The sequence below is a fragment of the Streptomyces sp. NPDC044704 genome, from assembly GCF_056433525.1.
Genome location: NZ_JBWKGY010000003.1, coordinates 655,611 through 668,714 on the forward strand (window position 1 = coordinate 655,611; position 13,104 = coordinate 668,714).

Below are 13,104 nucleotides of genomic sequence, written 5' to 3' on the forward strand. Positions count from 1 at the left end.
ACTCCATCTGACCAAATCGGGGCGCGGACCGCGTCAGCCCCCGGAGCCAACTCCGCGTACGACCGTGGGATGACACGGAAAGGGCCCCTCTCCCCCGACCCGTAGGGGTCGTGCGGGAGGAAGGGCCCGTTCCGGTGGCGTGGGGCGCGGGCGCCCGCGGGGCGCGGCGCCTTGCGGCCCGGGGAGGTCAGCCGGCGCGGTGGACCACCGCGTCGCACAGTTCCTCCAGCGCGGACTTCGCGAAGCACTCCGGCAGCGGGGCCAGCGTGGCGCGCGCGTCCTCCGCGTACCGGATGGTGTCGCGGCGGGCCTGCTCCAGCGCGGGGTGCACCCGCAGGCGGGCGAGGACCTCGGCGTGCCGGGCGTCGTCCGTGAGGTCGCCGTCGAGGAGCCGTACGAGCTCCAGGTCCTCGGGGCGGCCGTCGCGCTCCGCCGTCTCCCGCAGCCGCAGTACGGGCAGCGTCGGGATGCCCTCGCGCAGGTCGGTGCCCGGGGTCTTGCCGGACTCGTGCGAGTCGGAGGCGATGTCGAGGACGTCGTCGGCGAGCTGGAAGGCGGTGCCGAGCCGCTCGCCGTACTGGGTCAGGATGTCGACTACCGACTCGTCGGCGCCGGCCATCAGCGCGCCGAACCGGCCGGAGACCGCGATCAGCGAGCCGGTCTTGCCGGCGATGACGTCGAGGTAGTGCGCGACCGGGTCGCGGCCGTCGCGCGGACCGGCCGTCTCCAGGATCTGACCGGTGACCAGCCGCTCGAAGGCCTCGGCCTGGATGCGGACGGCCTCCGGCCCGAGGTCGGCCAGGATGTGCGAGGCGCGGGCGAAGAGGAAGTCACCCGTCAGGACGGCGACGGAGTTGCCCCAGCGGGTGTTGGCGCTCTCCACCCCGCGGCGTACGTCCGCCTCGTCCATGACGTCGTCGTGGTAGAGCGTGGCCAGGTGCGTGAGCTCCACGACCACCGCGGACGGCACGATGCCGGGAGCGTACGGGTCCCCGAAGCGGGAGGCGAGCATCACCAGCAGCGGGCGGAAGCGCTTGCCTCCGGCTCTCACCAGGTGCTGTGCGGCCTCGGTGATGAAGGGGACTTCGCTCTTGGTGGCCTCCAGCAGACCCGCCTCGACGGCGGCCAGTCCGGCCTGGACATCGGTCTCAAGAGCCTGGTCCCGCACGCTCAGTCCGAACGGCCCGACGACGGTCACGAGGGGTACTCCTGTCTGCTGACGATCACCTTGACGATCACATGGATTGTCGATGTGTCGCTGCCATCACTCAAGCCAGCGTATCCGGTCCGTTTTCGATCACCCAGAGCGCCTGTCCGGCCGCCACGCGCGCAGCGCCCGATCCACACCGGTATGTTCTGAGGAAACCGAAACAACCGGAGAATACGTTTTGTCCAGAACTGTGACCGACCGAGACGAGCCGGACGATCCGGAGGCGGACCAGCCGCCACCCGGCGACGACCACGCCTTCCTCGGGCACCCGAGGGGCCTGGCCACCCTGTCCGGGCTGGAAGTCTGGGAGCGGTTCTCCTTCCTCGGCATGCAGGCCATCCTCGTCCTCTACTTCGCGGATTCGGTGGCGAACGGCGGCATGGGGATGGACCCCGGCACCGCCGCCTCCGTCTCGGCGGCGTACGGAACCATGGTCTACCTCGTCTCCGTGGCCGGCGGATGGCTCGCCGACCGGATCCTCGGTTCCTACCGCGCCGTCCTCTTCGGCGGCATCCTGATCGCCTGCGGCCACTACGCCATGGCCGTGCCCACCGCCGTGATGACCTGGGTGGGACTGGGCCTGATCAGCGCGGGCACCGGCCTGCTCAAGCCCAACGTGGCCAGCATGGTGGGCAAGCTGTACCGCACGGCCGACGAGCGGCGCGACGCCGGATTCGCCCTCTATTACATGGCCATCAACATCGGCGCCTTCGCCGGACCGCTGGTCACCGCCTGGCTCGGCGAACGCCAGGGCTGGCACTGGGGCTTCTCCGCCGCCGCCATCGGCATGACCGCCGGGCTCGTCCAGTACGTCCTCGGACGCCGCCATCTGGCCGGACGGAAGCACTCGGCCGAGTACGCCCTCGCACCCGACGCGATGCGCGCCGCCGTGTGGAAGATCACCGGCGGGTGTGTCGCGTTCGCCGCGATCGCCACCCTCCTGGCCGCTATCGGCTGGTTGACGATGGACCGTTTCGTCGACCTGCTGACCCTCGTCTCGGTGATCGCGCCGGTCGTCTACTTCGCCGTCATGTTCCGCAGTCCGCGCGTCACGGCCGAGGAACGCGGACGGCTGCGCCCGTACGTGGTGCTCTTCCTGGCCTCGGTCGCCTTCAACTTCATCCTCTTCCAGGCCTACTCGACGATGATGCTGCTGGCCTCGACGAACGCCCGCACCACCATCCTCGGCTTCGACTTCCCGGCCGGCTGGTACGCGTCCGCGCTCGGCGCCTTCGAGGTCCTGCTGGCCCCGGTGGTGGCCGCCCTGTGGGCCCGCATGGGCCACCGCCAGCCGCACGCCTCCAACAAGATCGCCATCGGGGTGATCCTGGGCGGCCTGTCGTTTCTGCTGATGGTCGTCCCCACCTCGGGCCACGCCGACGAGACGTACAAGATGGCCGCCTGGTGGATCGTCGGCTCGTACCTGCTGCTGGGGCTCGGCGACGTCCTGCTGGAGACCTCCGGGATGTCGGCCACCACCAAGCTCGCCCCCAGGGCGTACGCGAGCCAGACGATGGCCCTGTGGTTCCTCTCCCTGGCCCTCGCCAACGGCATCCAGGCCCAGGTCGTCAAGCTCTACGACCAGGTCTCCCACCCCGTCTACTTCGGCGTCAACGGCGCCGTCGCGGTCGCGGCGGGCCTCGTCGTGGTCGCGCTGGCGCCCTGGCTGCGCCGCACGATGCACCCCGTCCACTGAGAAAGGGTGGCCGACCACCGATGATCATCCGTACCGCGTTCCCGTACGCGACCACCCAGGAGGACGTCCGGATCCCGCTGCCGGACGGCGTGGAGCTGTACGCGCGGATCTGGCGCCCGGTGACGGACGAGCCCGTCCCCGCCCTGCTGGAGTACCTGCCGTACCGGCTCACGGACTGGACCGCGCCCCGCGACCGCCAGCGCCACCCCTGGTACGCGGGGCACGGCTACGCCTCGGTCCGGGTGGACGTGCGCGGCCACGGCTGCAGCGGCGGGCACCCGGGCGACGAGTACGACGCGCGGGAACTGGCCGACGGGGTCGCGGTGGTGGAATGGCTGGCCGCGCAGCCGTGGTGCACGGGCGCGGTGGGCATGTTCGGGATCTCCTGGGGCGGCTTCAACAGCCTCCAGATCGCGGCGCTCGCCCCGCCGGCCCTGAAAGCGGTGGTCACCGTCTGCTCGACCGACGACCGGTACGACAACGACGTCCACTACATGGGCGGCTCCGTCCTGGCCGTGGACATGCACGCCTGGTCGGCGACCATGCTGGCCTTCGCCTCGCGGCCACCGGACCCGCTCTACGCGGGGGACGGCTGGCGCGAGCAGTGGCTGGACCGGCTGGAGGCCGTGGAGCCCCTCGTCCACACCTGGCTGTCCCACCAGACCCGCGACGACTACTGGCGCCACGGCAGCGTCTGCGAGGACTACGGGGCCGTCAGGGCGGCGGTGCTGGCCGTCGGCGGCTGGCACGACCCGTACCGGGACACGGTGCTGCGGCTCGTCGAACACCTCCCGGCGGGGCGGGTCCGGGGACTGATCGGGCCCTGGTCCCACCAGTACCCGGACCGCGGGCTGCCGCCGGGCCCGGCGATCGGCTTCCTCCAGGAAACCCTGCGCTGGTGGGACCACTGGCTGCGGGGCGAGGACAACGGGGTCATGGAGGAGCCCTTGCTGCGCGCCTGGATCAGCGGCTCCCACCCGCCGGCGACCGTGTACGAGCGGCTGCCGGGCCGCTGGGCCGGCGAGCGGGCCTGGCCGTCGCCGTCCGTCGTACCCGTCTCGTACGGGCTCCAGGGCCCGCCGGTGGTGGTCGCCTCGCCGCAGCACACCGGGCTCGACGCGGGCCGCTTCTTCCCCTTCGGCAACGACGCCGACCTGCCGCCGGACCAGCGCGAGGAGGACGCCAAGTCGGCCTGCTTCGAGTTCCCCGTCGGGTCGGGCGAGCCCGTGGAGATCCTCGGCCGGCCGAAGGTGACGCTGCGGCTGCGCATGGACGTCCCGTACGGGCAGGCCGTGGCGCGGCTGTGCGACGTGGCCCCCGACGGGTCCTCGACGCTGGTCACCCGGGGCGTGCTGAACCTGTCGGCGCGCCGGGGCAGGGACCGGGCCGTGCCGTGGCCCGCGGGCGCGGCCGAGGAGGTCACCTTCGAGCTGAACGGCATCGGCCATTCCTTCCCGCCGGGCCACCGGATCCGGCTGGCGGTGTCCTCCGCGTACTGGCCGTGGATCTGGCCCCGGGCCGGCTCGGAGGCCGGCTGGACCCTCGACCCGGAGGGCAGCACCCTGGAGCTCCCGGTGCGGTCGGCTTCCGCCCGGGCGGAGGACATCGTCTTCGAGGCCCCGGAGCAGGCCGAGCCGCTGGGCGTGGTCCACCCGGACACCCTGGAGGAACCGCGCCCGGAACGGCTGGTCGTACGGGACGTGGCGCGCGGGACCTGGCGGCTGGAGGTGGACCCCCGGTACGGGGGCACGCGGGTGTACCCGGACGGGCTGGAGTTCAGCGAGGACGCGCTGGAGGTGTACGAGATCCAGGAGGCCGACCCGCTGTCGGCCCGCACCCGTTCCGACTGGCGGATCCGGCTCCACCGGCCGGAACTGGGCTGGGACACGCGGGTCGAGACCCGGTCGGAGATCTCGTGCGACGAGGGCGGCTTCCTGACCTCGAACGAAGTGGTGTGCCGGGAGGGCGACGAGGTCGTCTTCCACCGCACCTGGGAACGCCGGCTCCCGCGCGCGGCGGGCTAGGGCCTGTCGTCAAACTCCCGTCGTCGCCCGGAGGGCGGCCCTGCGGCGTCTGGTGCGTGCTCTCGGTGCGCCGGGCGGAAGCCCGCGTACTGGACGTACTTGGCTTTCGCCCGGTGCGGCGAGAGCGCGTGCCAGGCGTCGCGGGGCAGACGGGAGTTTGACGACAGGCCCTAGGCCGTCTCTTCCGGAACCCCGGGCGTCCCGCCCGGGGGTCCGGCCGGGACGGTCAGCCGGCCTTGACGCCGTCCACGAACGCGGAGAACGCGGCGGCGGCGAAGCCGAGCACGGGGCCGTCGTCGCACTTGGAGTCCCGGACGGGGACGACACCGCGCGAGGCGACGAGGTTGGTGGCGACCTCGACGCACTGGCCGCCGTTGTCGCTGTAGGAGGACGTGAACCAGCGGGGGGATTCGGTCGTCACGACGTGCCCTTTCTTAGCTGATCGATCATGGCCACAGATGCCGCCTGCGTGTGCGCTTCGGCTTGGAGTTGATGGTAGGCCGTCAGCATGGGCACTACCGAGTTGTTGTCCCGCTCCAGGTGGCCGCGTTGGGCGGATTCCGCGTAGGACATGATCGAGCGGTCCGGCAGGGTGAGCACGGTAACGGGCAGGTTGAACGGCCGCCGCTCCCCCATGTCGAACGGCGCGACCTGGAGCACCGTGTTCGGCAATTCGGCGAATTCGAGCAGTCGCGTGAACTGGTCCCGCATCAGGGCGGGTCCGCCGAGGGGCCGACGGATGCAGCTCTCGTCGAGTACCGCGAGGATCAGCGGCGGAGGGGTGCGCAGCAGTACGGCCTGCCGGTCCGCGACGACGCCGATCCGCTCGGCCGCGTGATCGGCGGTGATGGCGCCCCGCTTGACGGCGCTCTCGGCGAGCACGGTCGCGTACTCCGGCGTCTGGAGCAGCCCCGGTATGACGCCCACCTCGTACAGGCGGATCTCGACCGCCCGGCTCTCGTACCCGAGGAACTCCGGGAAGCCCTCCAGCAGTACGCCGTGCCGGATCTCGCGCCATTCGCGCTCGAACGACTTCTCGCTCTGCCCGGTGCCGAAGACCTCATCGGCACTGCGCGAGAAACGCAAAGTCGGCACTTTCCGTCCAGTTTCGACTGCCGAGACGTGCGTACTGGAGTACCCCAGCCGTCCACCCAGGGCCTCCTGCGTCCAGCCCCGCTCCTCCCGCCAGCTGCGTAAACGCGCCCCGAAGGCCGCCTGGGGCCCGCGCTCGGGATTCAACTCCTTGCGGTTCAAGGGCTCCTGACCAATCTTCCGTTCCGATCCGACAGGTTGAAGCCTCCCCCGGTCAGGGCCACCCTGAACCCGTTCGGTAGCGACTCGGCTACGGAGAGGGACATCCATGTGCGAAGCGAACCACCCCCAGCCCCCACCCCTCGGCACGGTCGTGGTGGACGCCGGACGGGACGGGCGGCTCGGGGAGTTCCGGGGGACCGCCGGCCCGTACTGGTCCCTGCGGCCCCTGCACGGCGGGCCGGAGTGGGAGGCGGAGCCGCGTGACGTCCGCCCCGCCGACCCAATGGAACGGCTGCGCGCCGAGATCGCCCGGCGCAACGCCCTGAGCGCGCGGAGGCTGCGGTGACGGCCCGCCCGGACCCGGAGGCTTCCGCGGGCGAGCTGCGCCGCATCGAGGGGGATCCCGCGTACCGGGCGGCGTTCCTCGCCCTCCTGGACGCCGCCCTCGTACGGCGGGAGGCCGAGCGGGCCGCCTTCGCGGCCGGGGCCGCCGCGGCCGCCGACCGGCTCCGGGGCCTCCTGGAGCACCCCGGCGACCCGGCGGCCGGCCGGGCCCGGGCCGAGCGGCGGAGCGCGGTGGCCGTGACCGTGGGGGCCGTCGCGTGGACCTGCTGCGTGGCGGGCATCGTCGCCCGGGGGTGGCTCGCGTGACCGACGGGCCGCCCCCGCCACCCCTCCCCTGCGCCACACCCGGCACCCTCTCCGCGACCCACCTGGACGCACTGACCCGCCTCCTCCCCTCAAGGGCCCTCCGGGAGGTCCTCGCGGCCGGCCCCGAGCTGCGCTGCCCCCTCGAACGTCACGCCGGCCCGCACCTCGACGTCGTCCACGACCCCGGATCCGGCGAAGCCCTGTGGGCCCGCTGGTCCGGCACGGACGGGCCCGGCGCCGAACCCGACGCGATCCTCGCCCTCCCCGACTGCCCGGTGACCACCGGCCCCGACGCCTGCGCCCACCCCCTCGGCCACCCCGGCGGCCACGGCCGGGAACGCACGGACCCCGCACCCCTCGGCCCGTCGATGCCGGCATAGCGTCAAGCGTGGGCGACGGTTGATGCTCGCATCGTGCGAGCACCGAGCGATCAGGCGTACAGGCGTTCCAGGACCACCGCGATGCCGTCCGCTTCGTTCGACAGCGTCACCTCGTCGGCGACGGCCACCAGCTCGCGGTGGGAGTTGGCCATGGCCACCCCGTGGGCGGCCCAGGCGAACATCGGGATGTCGTTCGGCATGTCGCCGAAGGCGATCGTCGAGGCGGCGGCCACCTCCAGGACGTCCGCGGCCCGCGCGAGCCCGCTCGCCTTGTCGATGCCCGGCGGCTGGAGCTCCACGGTGTGCTCCCCCGCCATGGTGACGTTGACCAGGTCCCCGACCACCGACCGTGCCACCCGGGTCAGCTCGTCGTCGTCCAGCCGCGGATGCTGGAGCAGGACCTTGTTGATCGGCTCCGACCAGAGGTCGCCGCGCCGCGGCACGCGCACGGTCGGCAGGTGCGGGTGCCACATCCGGTAGCCGGGCCCTATCAGCATCTCCGCGTCCAGGCCCTCCTGGTTGACGGCCGTGTACACCTCGCCGATCTCCGCCTCGATCTTGCCGAGGGCCACCTCGGCCAGCCCCCGGTCCATGGAGACGGAGTGCAGCAGAAGTCCGCGCGCCGCGTCGTACACCTGCGCGCCCTGCCCGCACACCGCGAGCCCCGTGTAGCCGAGGCCGTCCAGGACGTGTCGGACCTGTGGAACCGGTCGCCCGGTGACGACGATGTGCTGGGCGCCCGCGGCCCGGGCCGTCGCGAGGGCCGTGTGGGAGCGGGCCGAGACGGTGTCCCCGGCGCACAGCAGAGTCCCGTCCAGGTCGGTGGCGATCAAGGCATAGGGGAGGGCGGAAGTCACGGCACCAAGGATACGGACCCCGTTGGACAAGTCCTACAAATAGCGCCCGAATCCGGCCTCCCACAGACCCCACCTGGCACGTAACGTGTCAACAAGCCCCCGGGACACCCCCGGCCCGCGTCGAAAGCGAGGCAGCACCCCATGCCCCAGCAGAGCCCCCTCGATGTTCCCGAGGGCGACCCGTTCGGGCCGCACAACCTCCCCTACGGCGTCTTCTCGACCGCCGGGGAGGACCGCCGCCGCATCGGCGTGCGGATCGGCGGGCACGTGCTCGACGCGGGGGCGGCCGCGGCCGCGCTCGGTTCCCCGTACGCCGGACTCCTCGGCCGGACTTCCCTCAACCCGCTGCTGGCCGCCGGGCGCACCGCCTGGCGCGACGTGCGCCGCGCGCTGACCGCCTGGGTCACCGACCCCGGCCACCGCCCCACCGTCGAGCCGCACCTGCTGCCGCTCGACGCGGTCACGCTGCACCTGCCGTACGAGGTCGCCGACTACGTCGACTTCTACGCGAGCGAGCACCACGCCACCAACGTCGGGAAGATGTTCCGCCCCGACGGGGACGCGCTGACCCCCAACTGGAAGCACCTGCCCATCGGTTACCACGGCCGCTCGGGCACGATCGTCGTGTCCGGCACCGACGTCGTACGCCCCTCCGGGCAGCGCAAGGCCCCCGCCGACCCGGCGCCCGTCTTCGGGCCGTCCGTGAAGCTCGACATCGAGGCCGAGGTCGGCTTCGTCGTCGGCACGCCCTCCGAGCTGGGCCGCCCGGTGCCGCTGGGCGACTTCGAGGACCACGTCTTCGGCCTGTTCCTCCTCAACGACTGGTCCGCGCGCGACATCCAGGCCTGGGAGTACGTGCCGCTCGGCCCGTTCCTCGGCAAGTCCTTCGCGACCTCCGTCTCCGCCTGGGTGACCCCCCTGGAGGCCCTGGACGCGGCCCGTGTCGCCCCGCCCGCCCGGGACTTCCCGCTCCTGCCCTACCTCGACGACGCCGACAGCGACCGCCCCGGCGGCTTCGACCTGCACATCAGCGTCGCCATCAACGGGCAGGAGGTGGCGCGGCCGCCGTTCGCCGGCATGTACTGGACCGCCGCCCAGCAGCTGGCCCACATGACCGTCAACGGCGCCTCCCTGCGCACCGGCGACGTGTTCGGCTCCGGCACCGTCAGCGGCCCCGAGGTGGACCAGCGGGGCTCCCTGCTGGAGCTCACCTGGAACGGCCGCGACGCCATCGAGCTCGCCGACGGCAAGCGCACCTTCCTGGAGGACGGCGACACCGTCACCCTGACCGCCTGGGCGCCCGGCGCCGACGGCACCCGCGTCGGCCTCGGCGAGGTCACCGGCCGGATCGCGGGCTCCCGCTAGGAAACGCGGGCTCCCGCCAGGGAGCGTCACGGACGAGGAGCCGGTCCCCGACCGGCTCCTCGGTCGTGGACCGCTCCCCGTCCCCGCAACGCGCCTCCGGGCGGGTGCGCAGGGCGTCCCCGATCGCGTCGAAGCGCTCGTCGGCCGGTGGCGGTTCCTCCCGACGGCCGCCCGGAACCGCAGGTCACAGCCCTGCGCGCGGGGCGGCCGGTGGCGCAACACCGCCGCAACACCACGACCGCCCCGCCCCCGGTACGTTCCCTGCCATGCCAGCCGAACGCACCGCCACGCACACCGTCCCGGTCGCCGCCGCGCGCCGCCGGCGGCTGCGCGCGGACCAGGCGCGCCAGCTCGCCGACCTGCTGCGCCGCCAGATCCTGACCGGCGGATACCCGGACGGCGTCCTCCCCCTGGAGGACGCCCTCGCCACCGACTACGGAGCCGGCCGCAACACCGTCCGCCAGGCCCTCGACCTGCTGCGCGGCGAGGGGCTCGTGGAACGCCGGCCGGGGGTGGGCACCCTCGTCGTCGGCGAGAAGTACCCGCACGGCCTGGACCGCCTCCAGGGCCTGGCCGAAACCCTCCACGAGCACGGCGAGGTGACCAACGAGGTCCGCGGCGCCGGACCCGTCCGCGCCCCCGCCCCCGTCGCCGTACGGCTCGGCCTGCCCGAGCACTCCGAGGTGCTCTACATCGAGCGGCTGCGCCGCCTGAACGGCCTGCCGCTCTCCCTCGACCTCACGTACGTCCCCCTCGACATCGGCGCCGGTCTCCTCGGCTGCGACCTGGAGCACACCGACGTGTTCCGGCTGCTGGAACAGCTGACCGGACAGCCCCTCGGGCACGCCGAGATCACCCTGGAGGCCGTCAACGCGGACGCGCACTCCGCCGCCGTGCTCCAGGCCCCGCGCGGGGCCGCCGTCCTGATGCTGGAGCGGCTCACCCACCTCGCCGACGGCCGGCCCGTGGACCTGGAGTTCATCCGCTTCCGCGGCGACCGCATCACCATGAGCGGCCTGCTGCACCGCTCGCTGTAGCCCACCGCGCAGCCCCTCCGCCCCCCCTTCCTGGAGACAGCCATGCCTCTGGTCCCCCAGCGCGGCGACGTGCCCGTGACCATCGACGAGTCCCTGTGCATCGACGGCTGCACCCTGTGCGTCGACATGTGTCCCCTCGACTCGCTCGCCATCCGCGAGGACAACGGCAAGGCGTACATGCACGTCGACGAGTGCTGGTACTGCGGCCCGTGCGCCGCCCGCTGCCCCACGGGCGCGGTCACCGTCAACATGCCCTACCTGCTCCGGTGAAAGGCCCCGCCCCCATGCGCACCCCGCCCGCGAAGGCCCTCGCGCCCGCGCTCGTCCTGCTCCTCGCCCCGCTCGCGGCCGCCTGCGGCGACGCCTCCGGGGCGGACTCCCCGAAGACCGTCACCGTGACCGTCGGCTACCAGTCCAAGACCATCAACACCGTCACCGCCGGCACCCTGCTGCGCTCCCTCGGCTACTTCGAGCAGGAGCTCGCCGCCCGCGGCGCACGGGAGGGCGTCACCTACGAGGTGGACTGGCAGGACTACGCCACCGGTGCGCCCATCACCGCCCAGATGACCGCCGGGAAGATCGACATCGGTTCCATGGGCGACTTCCCCCTCCTCATCAACGCGGCCCGCGGCAAGGAGCTGAAGCAGCCCACGAGCCTCGTGTCGGTGACCGGCTACAACCTGCGGGGCGGCCTCAACACCGTCGTCACCGCCCCGGGTTCACCCCTGGAGTCGCTCGCCGACCTGCGCGGCAAGAAGGTCTCCACCAGCGTCGGCTCCGCCGCCGACGGGACCCTCGTACGCGCCCTCCAGCGGGCCGGGATCGACCCGGACAAGGGCATCCAGAAACTCAACCAGCAGCCCAGCGTGGGCGCTTCGGCCCTCCAGGCGGGCAGCGCCGACGCCCTCTCCCAGTTCGTGGCCTGGCCCGGACAGCTGGCCTACGAGGGCAAGGCGAAGGCCCTGTACGACGGCGCCGAACTGAACCTGCCGACCTTCCACGGCGTCACCGTCCGCCAGGACTTCGCCCGCGAGCGGCCCGGCGTCCTCGACGACTTCCTACGCTCCCAGCTCAGGGCGACCGACCAGCTGCGCGCCCGGCCGGTCGCCGCCGCCGAAGCGGTGGCGAAGGAGACCGGACTGCCCGCCGAGGTGGTCTACCTCTACAACGGCGCCAACGGCATCGCCACCTTCGACCCGGCGCTGCGCCCCGAACTGACCGGGGCGCTGAAGCAGGACGTGCCCGTACTGAAGGACGCCGGGCTGGTCGGCGACGTCGACGTGGACGCCTTCGTGGACCCGGAGCCGCTGCGCCGCGCCACCGCGGGCCGGACCCCCCTGCCCGCGGCGGCCCCCGCCCGCAGCGAACTGTGGCTCAAGGGACAGCAGGAGACCCGGACCTACGACTCCCCCCGCGAGCTCCTCAAGGCGGCCCGCGGGGCCGACGTCCGCGCCGCGTACGTACCGGACGCGGTGACCGGCACCCTCTGGTTCGCCGACCGGGCCGTGTGGGTGGCGGAGGGCGCCGAGCTGCGCGCGTTCGTCACGGCGGCGGGCGCGAAGGCCTACGCGGAAGCGCACCGGGACTCCGGAGCGCGGATCGTGAGCTACTCCGAAGCCACCGGGCTCGCCGCGTGAGCGCCGGCCGCCGGGTGCTGCGCGTGGCCTCGCTCGGGGCGGCGCTGCTGCTGTGGCAGGTGCTGACCGCGCTGGACGTGAACCTCTGGCTGCGGTTCGAGCAGTTCCCGACGGCCGTCGAGGTGGCTTCGAAGCTCGCCGAGCGGGCGACGGCCGGCCCGTACTGGGAGGACCTGGGCTCCAGCCTGAGCCGGATCGTGACGGGCTTCGCGCTGGCGGCCGTCCTGGGCGTGGCGGCGGGTACGGCCATCGCGCGGTCGCGGATCGCGGCCGACGTGCTGGGCCCGCTGGTGGAGGTGCTGCGGCCGGTCCCCGCGATCGCGCTGGTCCCGGTCGCGATCCTGCTGTTCCCGTCCAACGAGCAGGGGATCGTGTTCATCACCTGCACGGCCGCCTTCTTCCCGGTGCTGGTCTCGACCCGGCACGCGGTGGCGGCGCTGTCCCCGGTGTGGGAGGAGGCCGTCCTGACGATGGGCGGCGGCCGGCGGCGGGTGCTGTTCTCGGTGGTGCTGCCGGGGGCCCTGCCGGGCGTGTTCGGCGGGCTGTCGGTGGGCATCGGGGTGTCCTGGATCTGCGTGATCTCCGCCGAGATGATCTCCGGGGAGTACGGGGTCGGCTACCGGACCTGGCAGGACTACACGGTGGTGGACTACCCCGGGGTCTTCGTCGGCATGGTCACGATCGGCGCGCTGGGCTGGCTGACCTCCACGGCCGTGGAACGCGCGGGCCGCCGCCTGACGCACTGGCTGCCGGGCCGCGACACGACGGCGGCCCCCACCCCCGGACCCCGCCCAGGCCGCCGCCCAGGCCGCCGCCCGGGCCGCCGCCCTGGCCCGAGCCGCACGCCCCGCCGGAACGCCCCGCCCTCCGGCCCCGCGGACACCTCCGCGCCCACCGCCACGCCCGCCCCGGCTCCCGGGGCGGCGGCCGCCCCGGCCGAGGACCGGGAGCCCGGGCCGGAGGGCTCCCGGCCCCGCCCGGGGGACGGCCCTC

Annotated in this window: 13 protein-coding genes and 1 pseudogene; 10 read left to right on the forward strand and 4 right to left on the reverse strand. The window is 73.3% G+C overall.

The genetic code is table 11. The annotated features are described in order from the left end of the window. Positions 1–187: 187 nt before the first annotated feature. Positions 188–1,198: a polyprenyl synthetase family protein gene (locus tag AC07B0_RS10575; protein ID WP_356871114.1), complete on the reverse strand. Its 1,011-nt coding sequence runs from the start codon at positions 1,196–1,198 to the stop codon at positions 188–190. Positions 1,199–1,400: 202 nt separating this feature from the next. Here AC07B0_RS10575 and AC07B0_RS10580 point away from each other — a divergent pair, with 202 nt between their 5' ends. Both AC07B0_RS10580 and AC07B0_RS10585 read left to right on the forward strand, forming a co-directional pair. Next, positions 1,401–2,906 carry a peptide MFS transporter gene (locus tag AC07B0_RS10580; RefSeq protein ID WP_467294898.1) on the forward strand — a complete coding sequence of 502 codons (1,506 nt, stop codon included), beginning with the start codon at positions 1,401–1,403 and terminating at the stop codon, positions 2,904–2,906. A 20-nt stretch (positions 2,907–2,926) separates the two neighbouring features. Beyond that, complete coding sequence (locus AC07B0_RS10585) at positions 2,927–4,930, forward strand: CocE/NonD family hydrolase (RefSeq protein ID WP_478897575.1); 2,004 nt, start codon at positions 2,927–2,929, stop codon at positions 4,928–4,930. A 226-nt stretch (positions 4,931–5,156) separates the two neighbouring features. On the opposite strand, the gene AC07B0_RS10590 is transcribed toward AC07B0_RS10585, so the two are convergent. Continuing rightward, on the reverse strand, positions 5,157–5,351 hold the full coding sequence (locus AC07B0_RS10590) for a DUF397 domain-containing protein (protein WP_478897577.1): 195 nt from the start codon (positions 5,349–5,351) through the stop codon (positions 5,157–5,159). Further along, positions 5,348–6,184, reverse strand: a complete 837-nt coding sequence (locus AC07B0_RS10595) for a helix-turn-helix domain-containing protein (protein ID WP_478897579.1) — start codon at positions 6,182–6,184, stop codon at positions 5,348–5,350. Before AC07B0_RS10595 ends, AC07B0_RS10590 begins: the two co-directional genes overlap by 4 nt. Positions 6,185–6,290: 106 nt before the next feature. On the opposite strand from AC07B0_RS10595, the gene AC07B0_RS10600 reads away from it, so the two are divergent. From AC07B0_RS10600 to AC07B0_RS10610, 3 genes are read left to right on the forward strand one after another with little or no spacing between them, the layout of a single operon-like run. Next, complete coding sequence (locus AC07B0_RS10600; RefSeq protein WP_478897581.1) at positions 6,291–6,530, forward strand: hypothetical protein; 240 nt, start codon at positions 6,291–6,293, stop codon at positions 6,528–6,530. Then, positions 6,527–6,835 carry a hypothetical protein gene (locus AC07B0_RS10605; protein WP_356872785.1) on the forward strand — a complete coding sequence of 103 codons (309 nt, stop codon included), beginning with the start codon at positions 6,527–6,529 and terminating at the stop codon, positions 6,833–6,835. The genes AC07B0_RS10600 and AC07B0_RS10605 overlap by 4 nt, the downstream gene beginning before the upstream one ends. Continuing rightward, positions 6,832–7,215, forward strand: a complete 384-nt coding sequence (locus AC07B0_RS10610; RefSeq protein ID WP_478897583.1) for a hypothetical protein — start codon at positions 6,832–6,834, stop codon at positions 7,213–7,215. The genes AC07B0_RS10605 and AC07B0_RS10610 overlap by 4 nt, the downstream gene beginning before the upstream one ends. A 50-nt stretch (positions 7,216–7,265) precedes the next feature. On the opposite strand, the gene AC07B0_RS10615 is transcribed toward AC07B0_RS10610, so the two are convergent. Next, positions 7,266–8,072 carry an HAD family hydrolase gene (locus AC07B0_RS10615; RefSeq protein ID WP_356872781.1) on the reverse strand — a complete coding sequence of 269 codons (807 nt, stop codon included), beginning with the start codon at positions 8,070–8,072 and terminating at the stop codon, positions 7,266–7,268. Positions 8,073–8,213: 141 nt separating this feature from the next. Between AC07B0_RS10615 and fahA the strand changes: the two genes are divergently transcribed. From fahA to AC07B0_RS10640, 5 genes and pseudogenes are all read left to right on the forward strand, one after another. Next, a complete protein-coding gene (gene fahA, locus AC07B0_RS10620) occupies positions 8,214–9,437 on the forward strand; it encodes a fumarylacetoacetase (RefSeq protein ID WP_356872779.1) in 1,224 nt (407 codons plus the stop codon). A 266-nt stretch (positions 9,438–9,703) separates the two neighbouring features. After that, a complete protein-coding gene (locus tag AC07B0_RS10625) occupies positions 9,704–10,474 on the forward strand; it encodes a GntR family transcriptional regulator (RefSeq protein ID WP_467294912.1) in 771 nt (256 codons plus the stop codon). A gap of 42 nt (positions 10,475–10,516) precedes the next feature. After that, positions 10,517–10,744: a 4Fe-4S dicluster domain-containing protein gene (locus AC07B0_RS10630; RefSeq protein WP_030710222.1), complete on the forward strand. Its 228-nt coding sequence runs from the start codon at positions 10,517–10,519 to the stop codon at positions 10,742–10,744. Between the two features lie 14 nt (positions 10,745–10,758). Then, entirely contained in the window at positions 10,759–12,111 is a 1,353-nt protein-coding gene (locus tag AC07B0_RS10635) for an ABC transporter substrate-binding protein (protein WP_478897585.1), read from the forward strand. Then, positions 12,108–12,977, forward strand: a pseudogene (locus tag AC07B0_RS10640) (ABC transporter permease); the annotation flags it as partial. The gene AC07B0_RS10635 and the pseudogene AC07B0_RS10640, both read left to right, overlap by 4 nt. Positions 12,978–13,104: the final 127 nt, after the last annotated feature.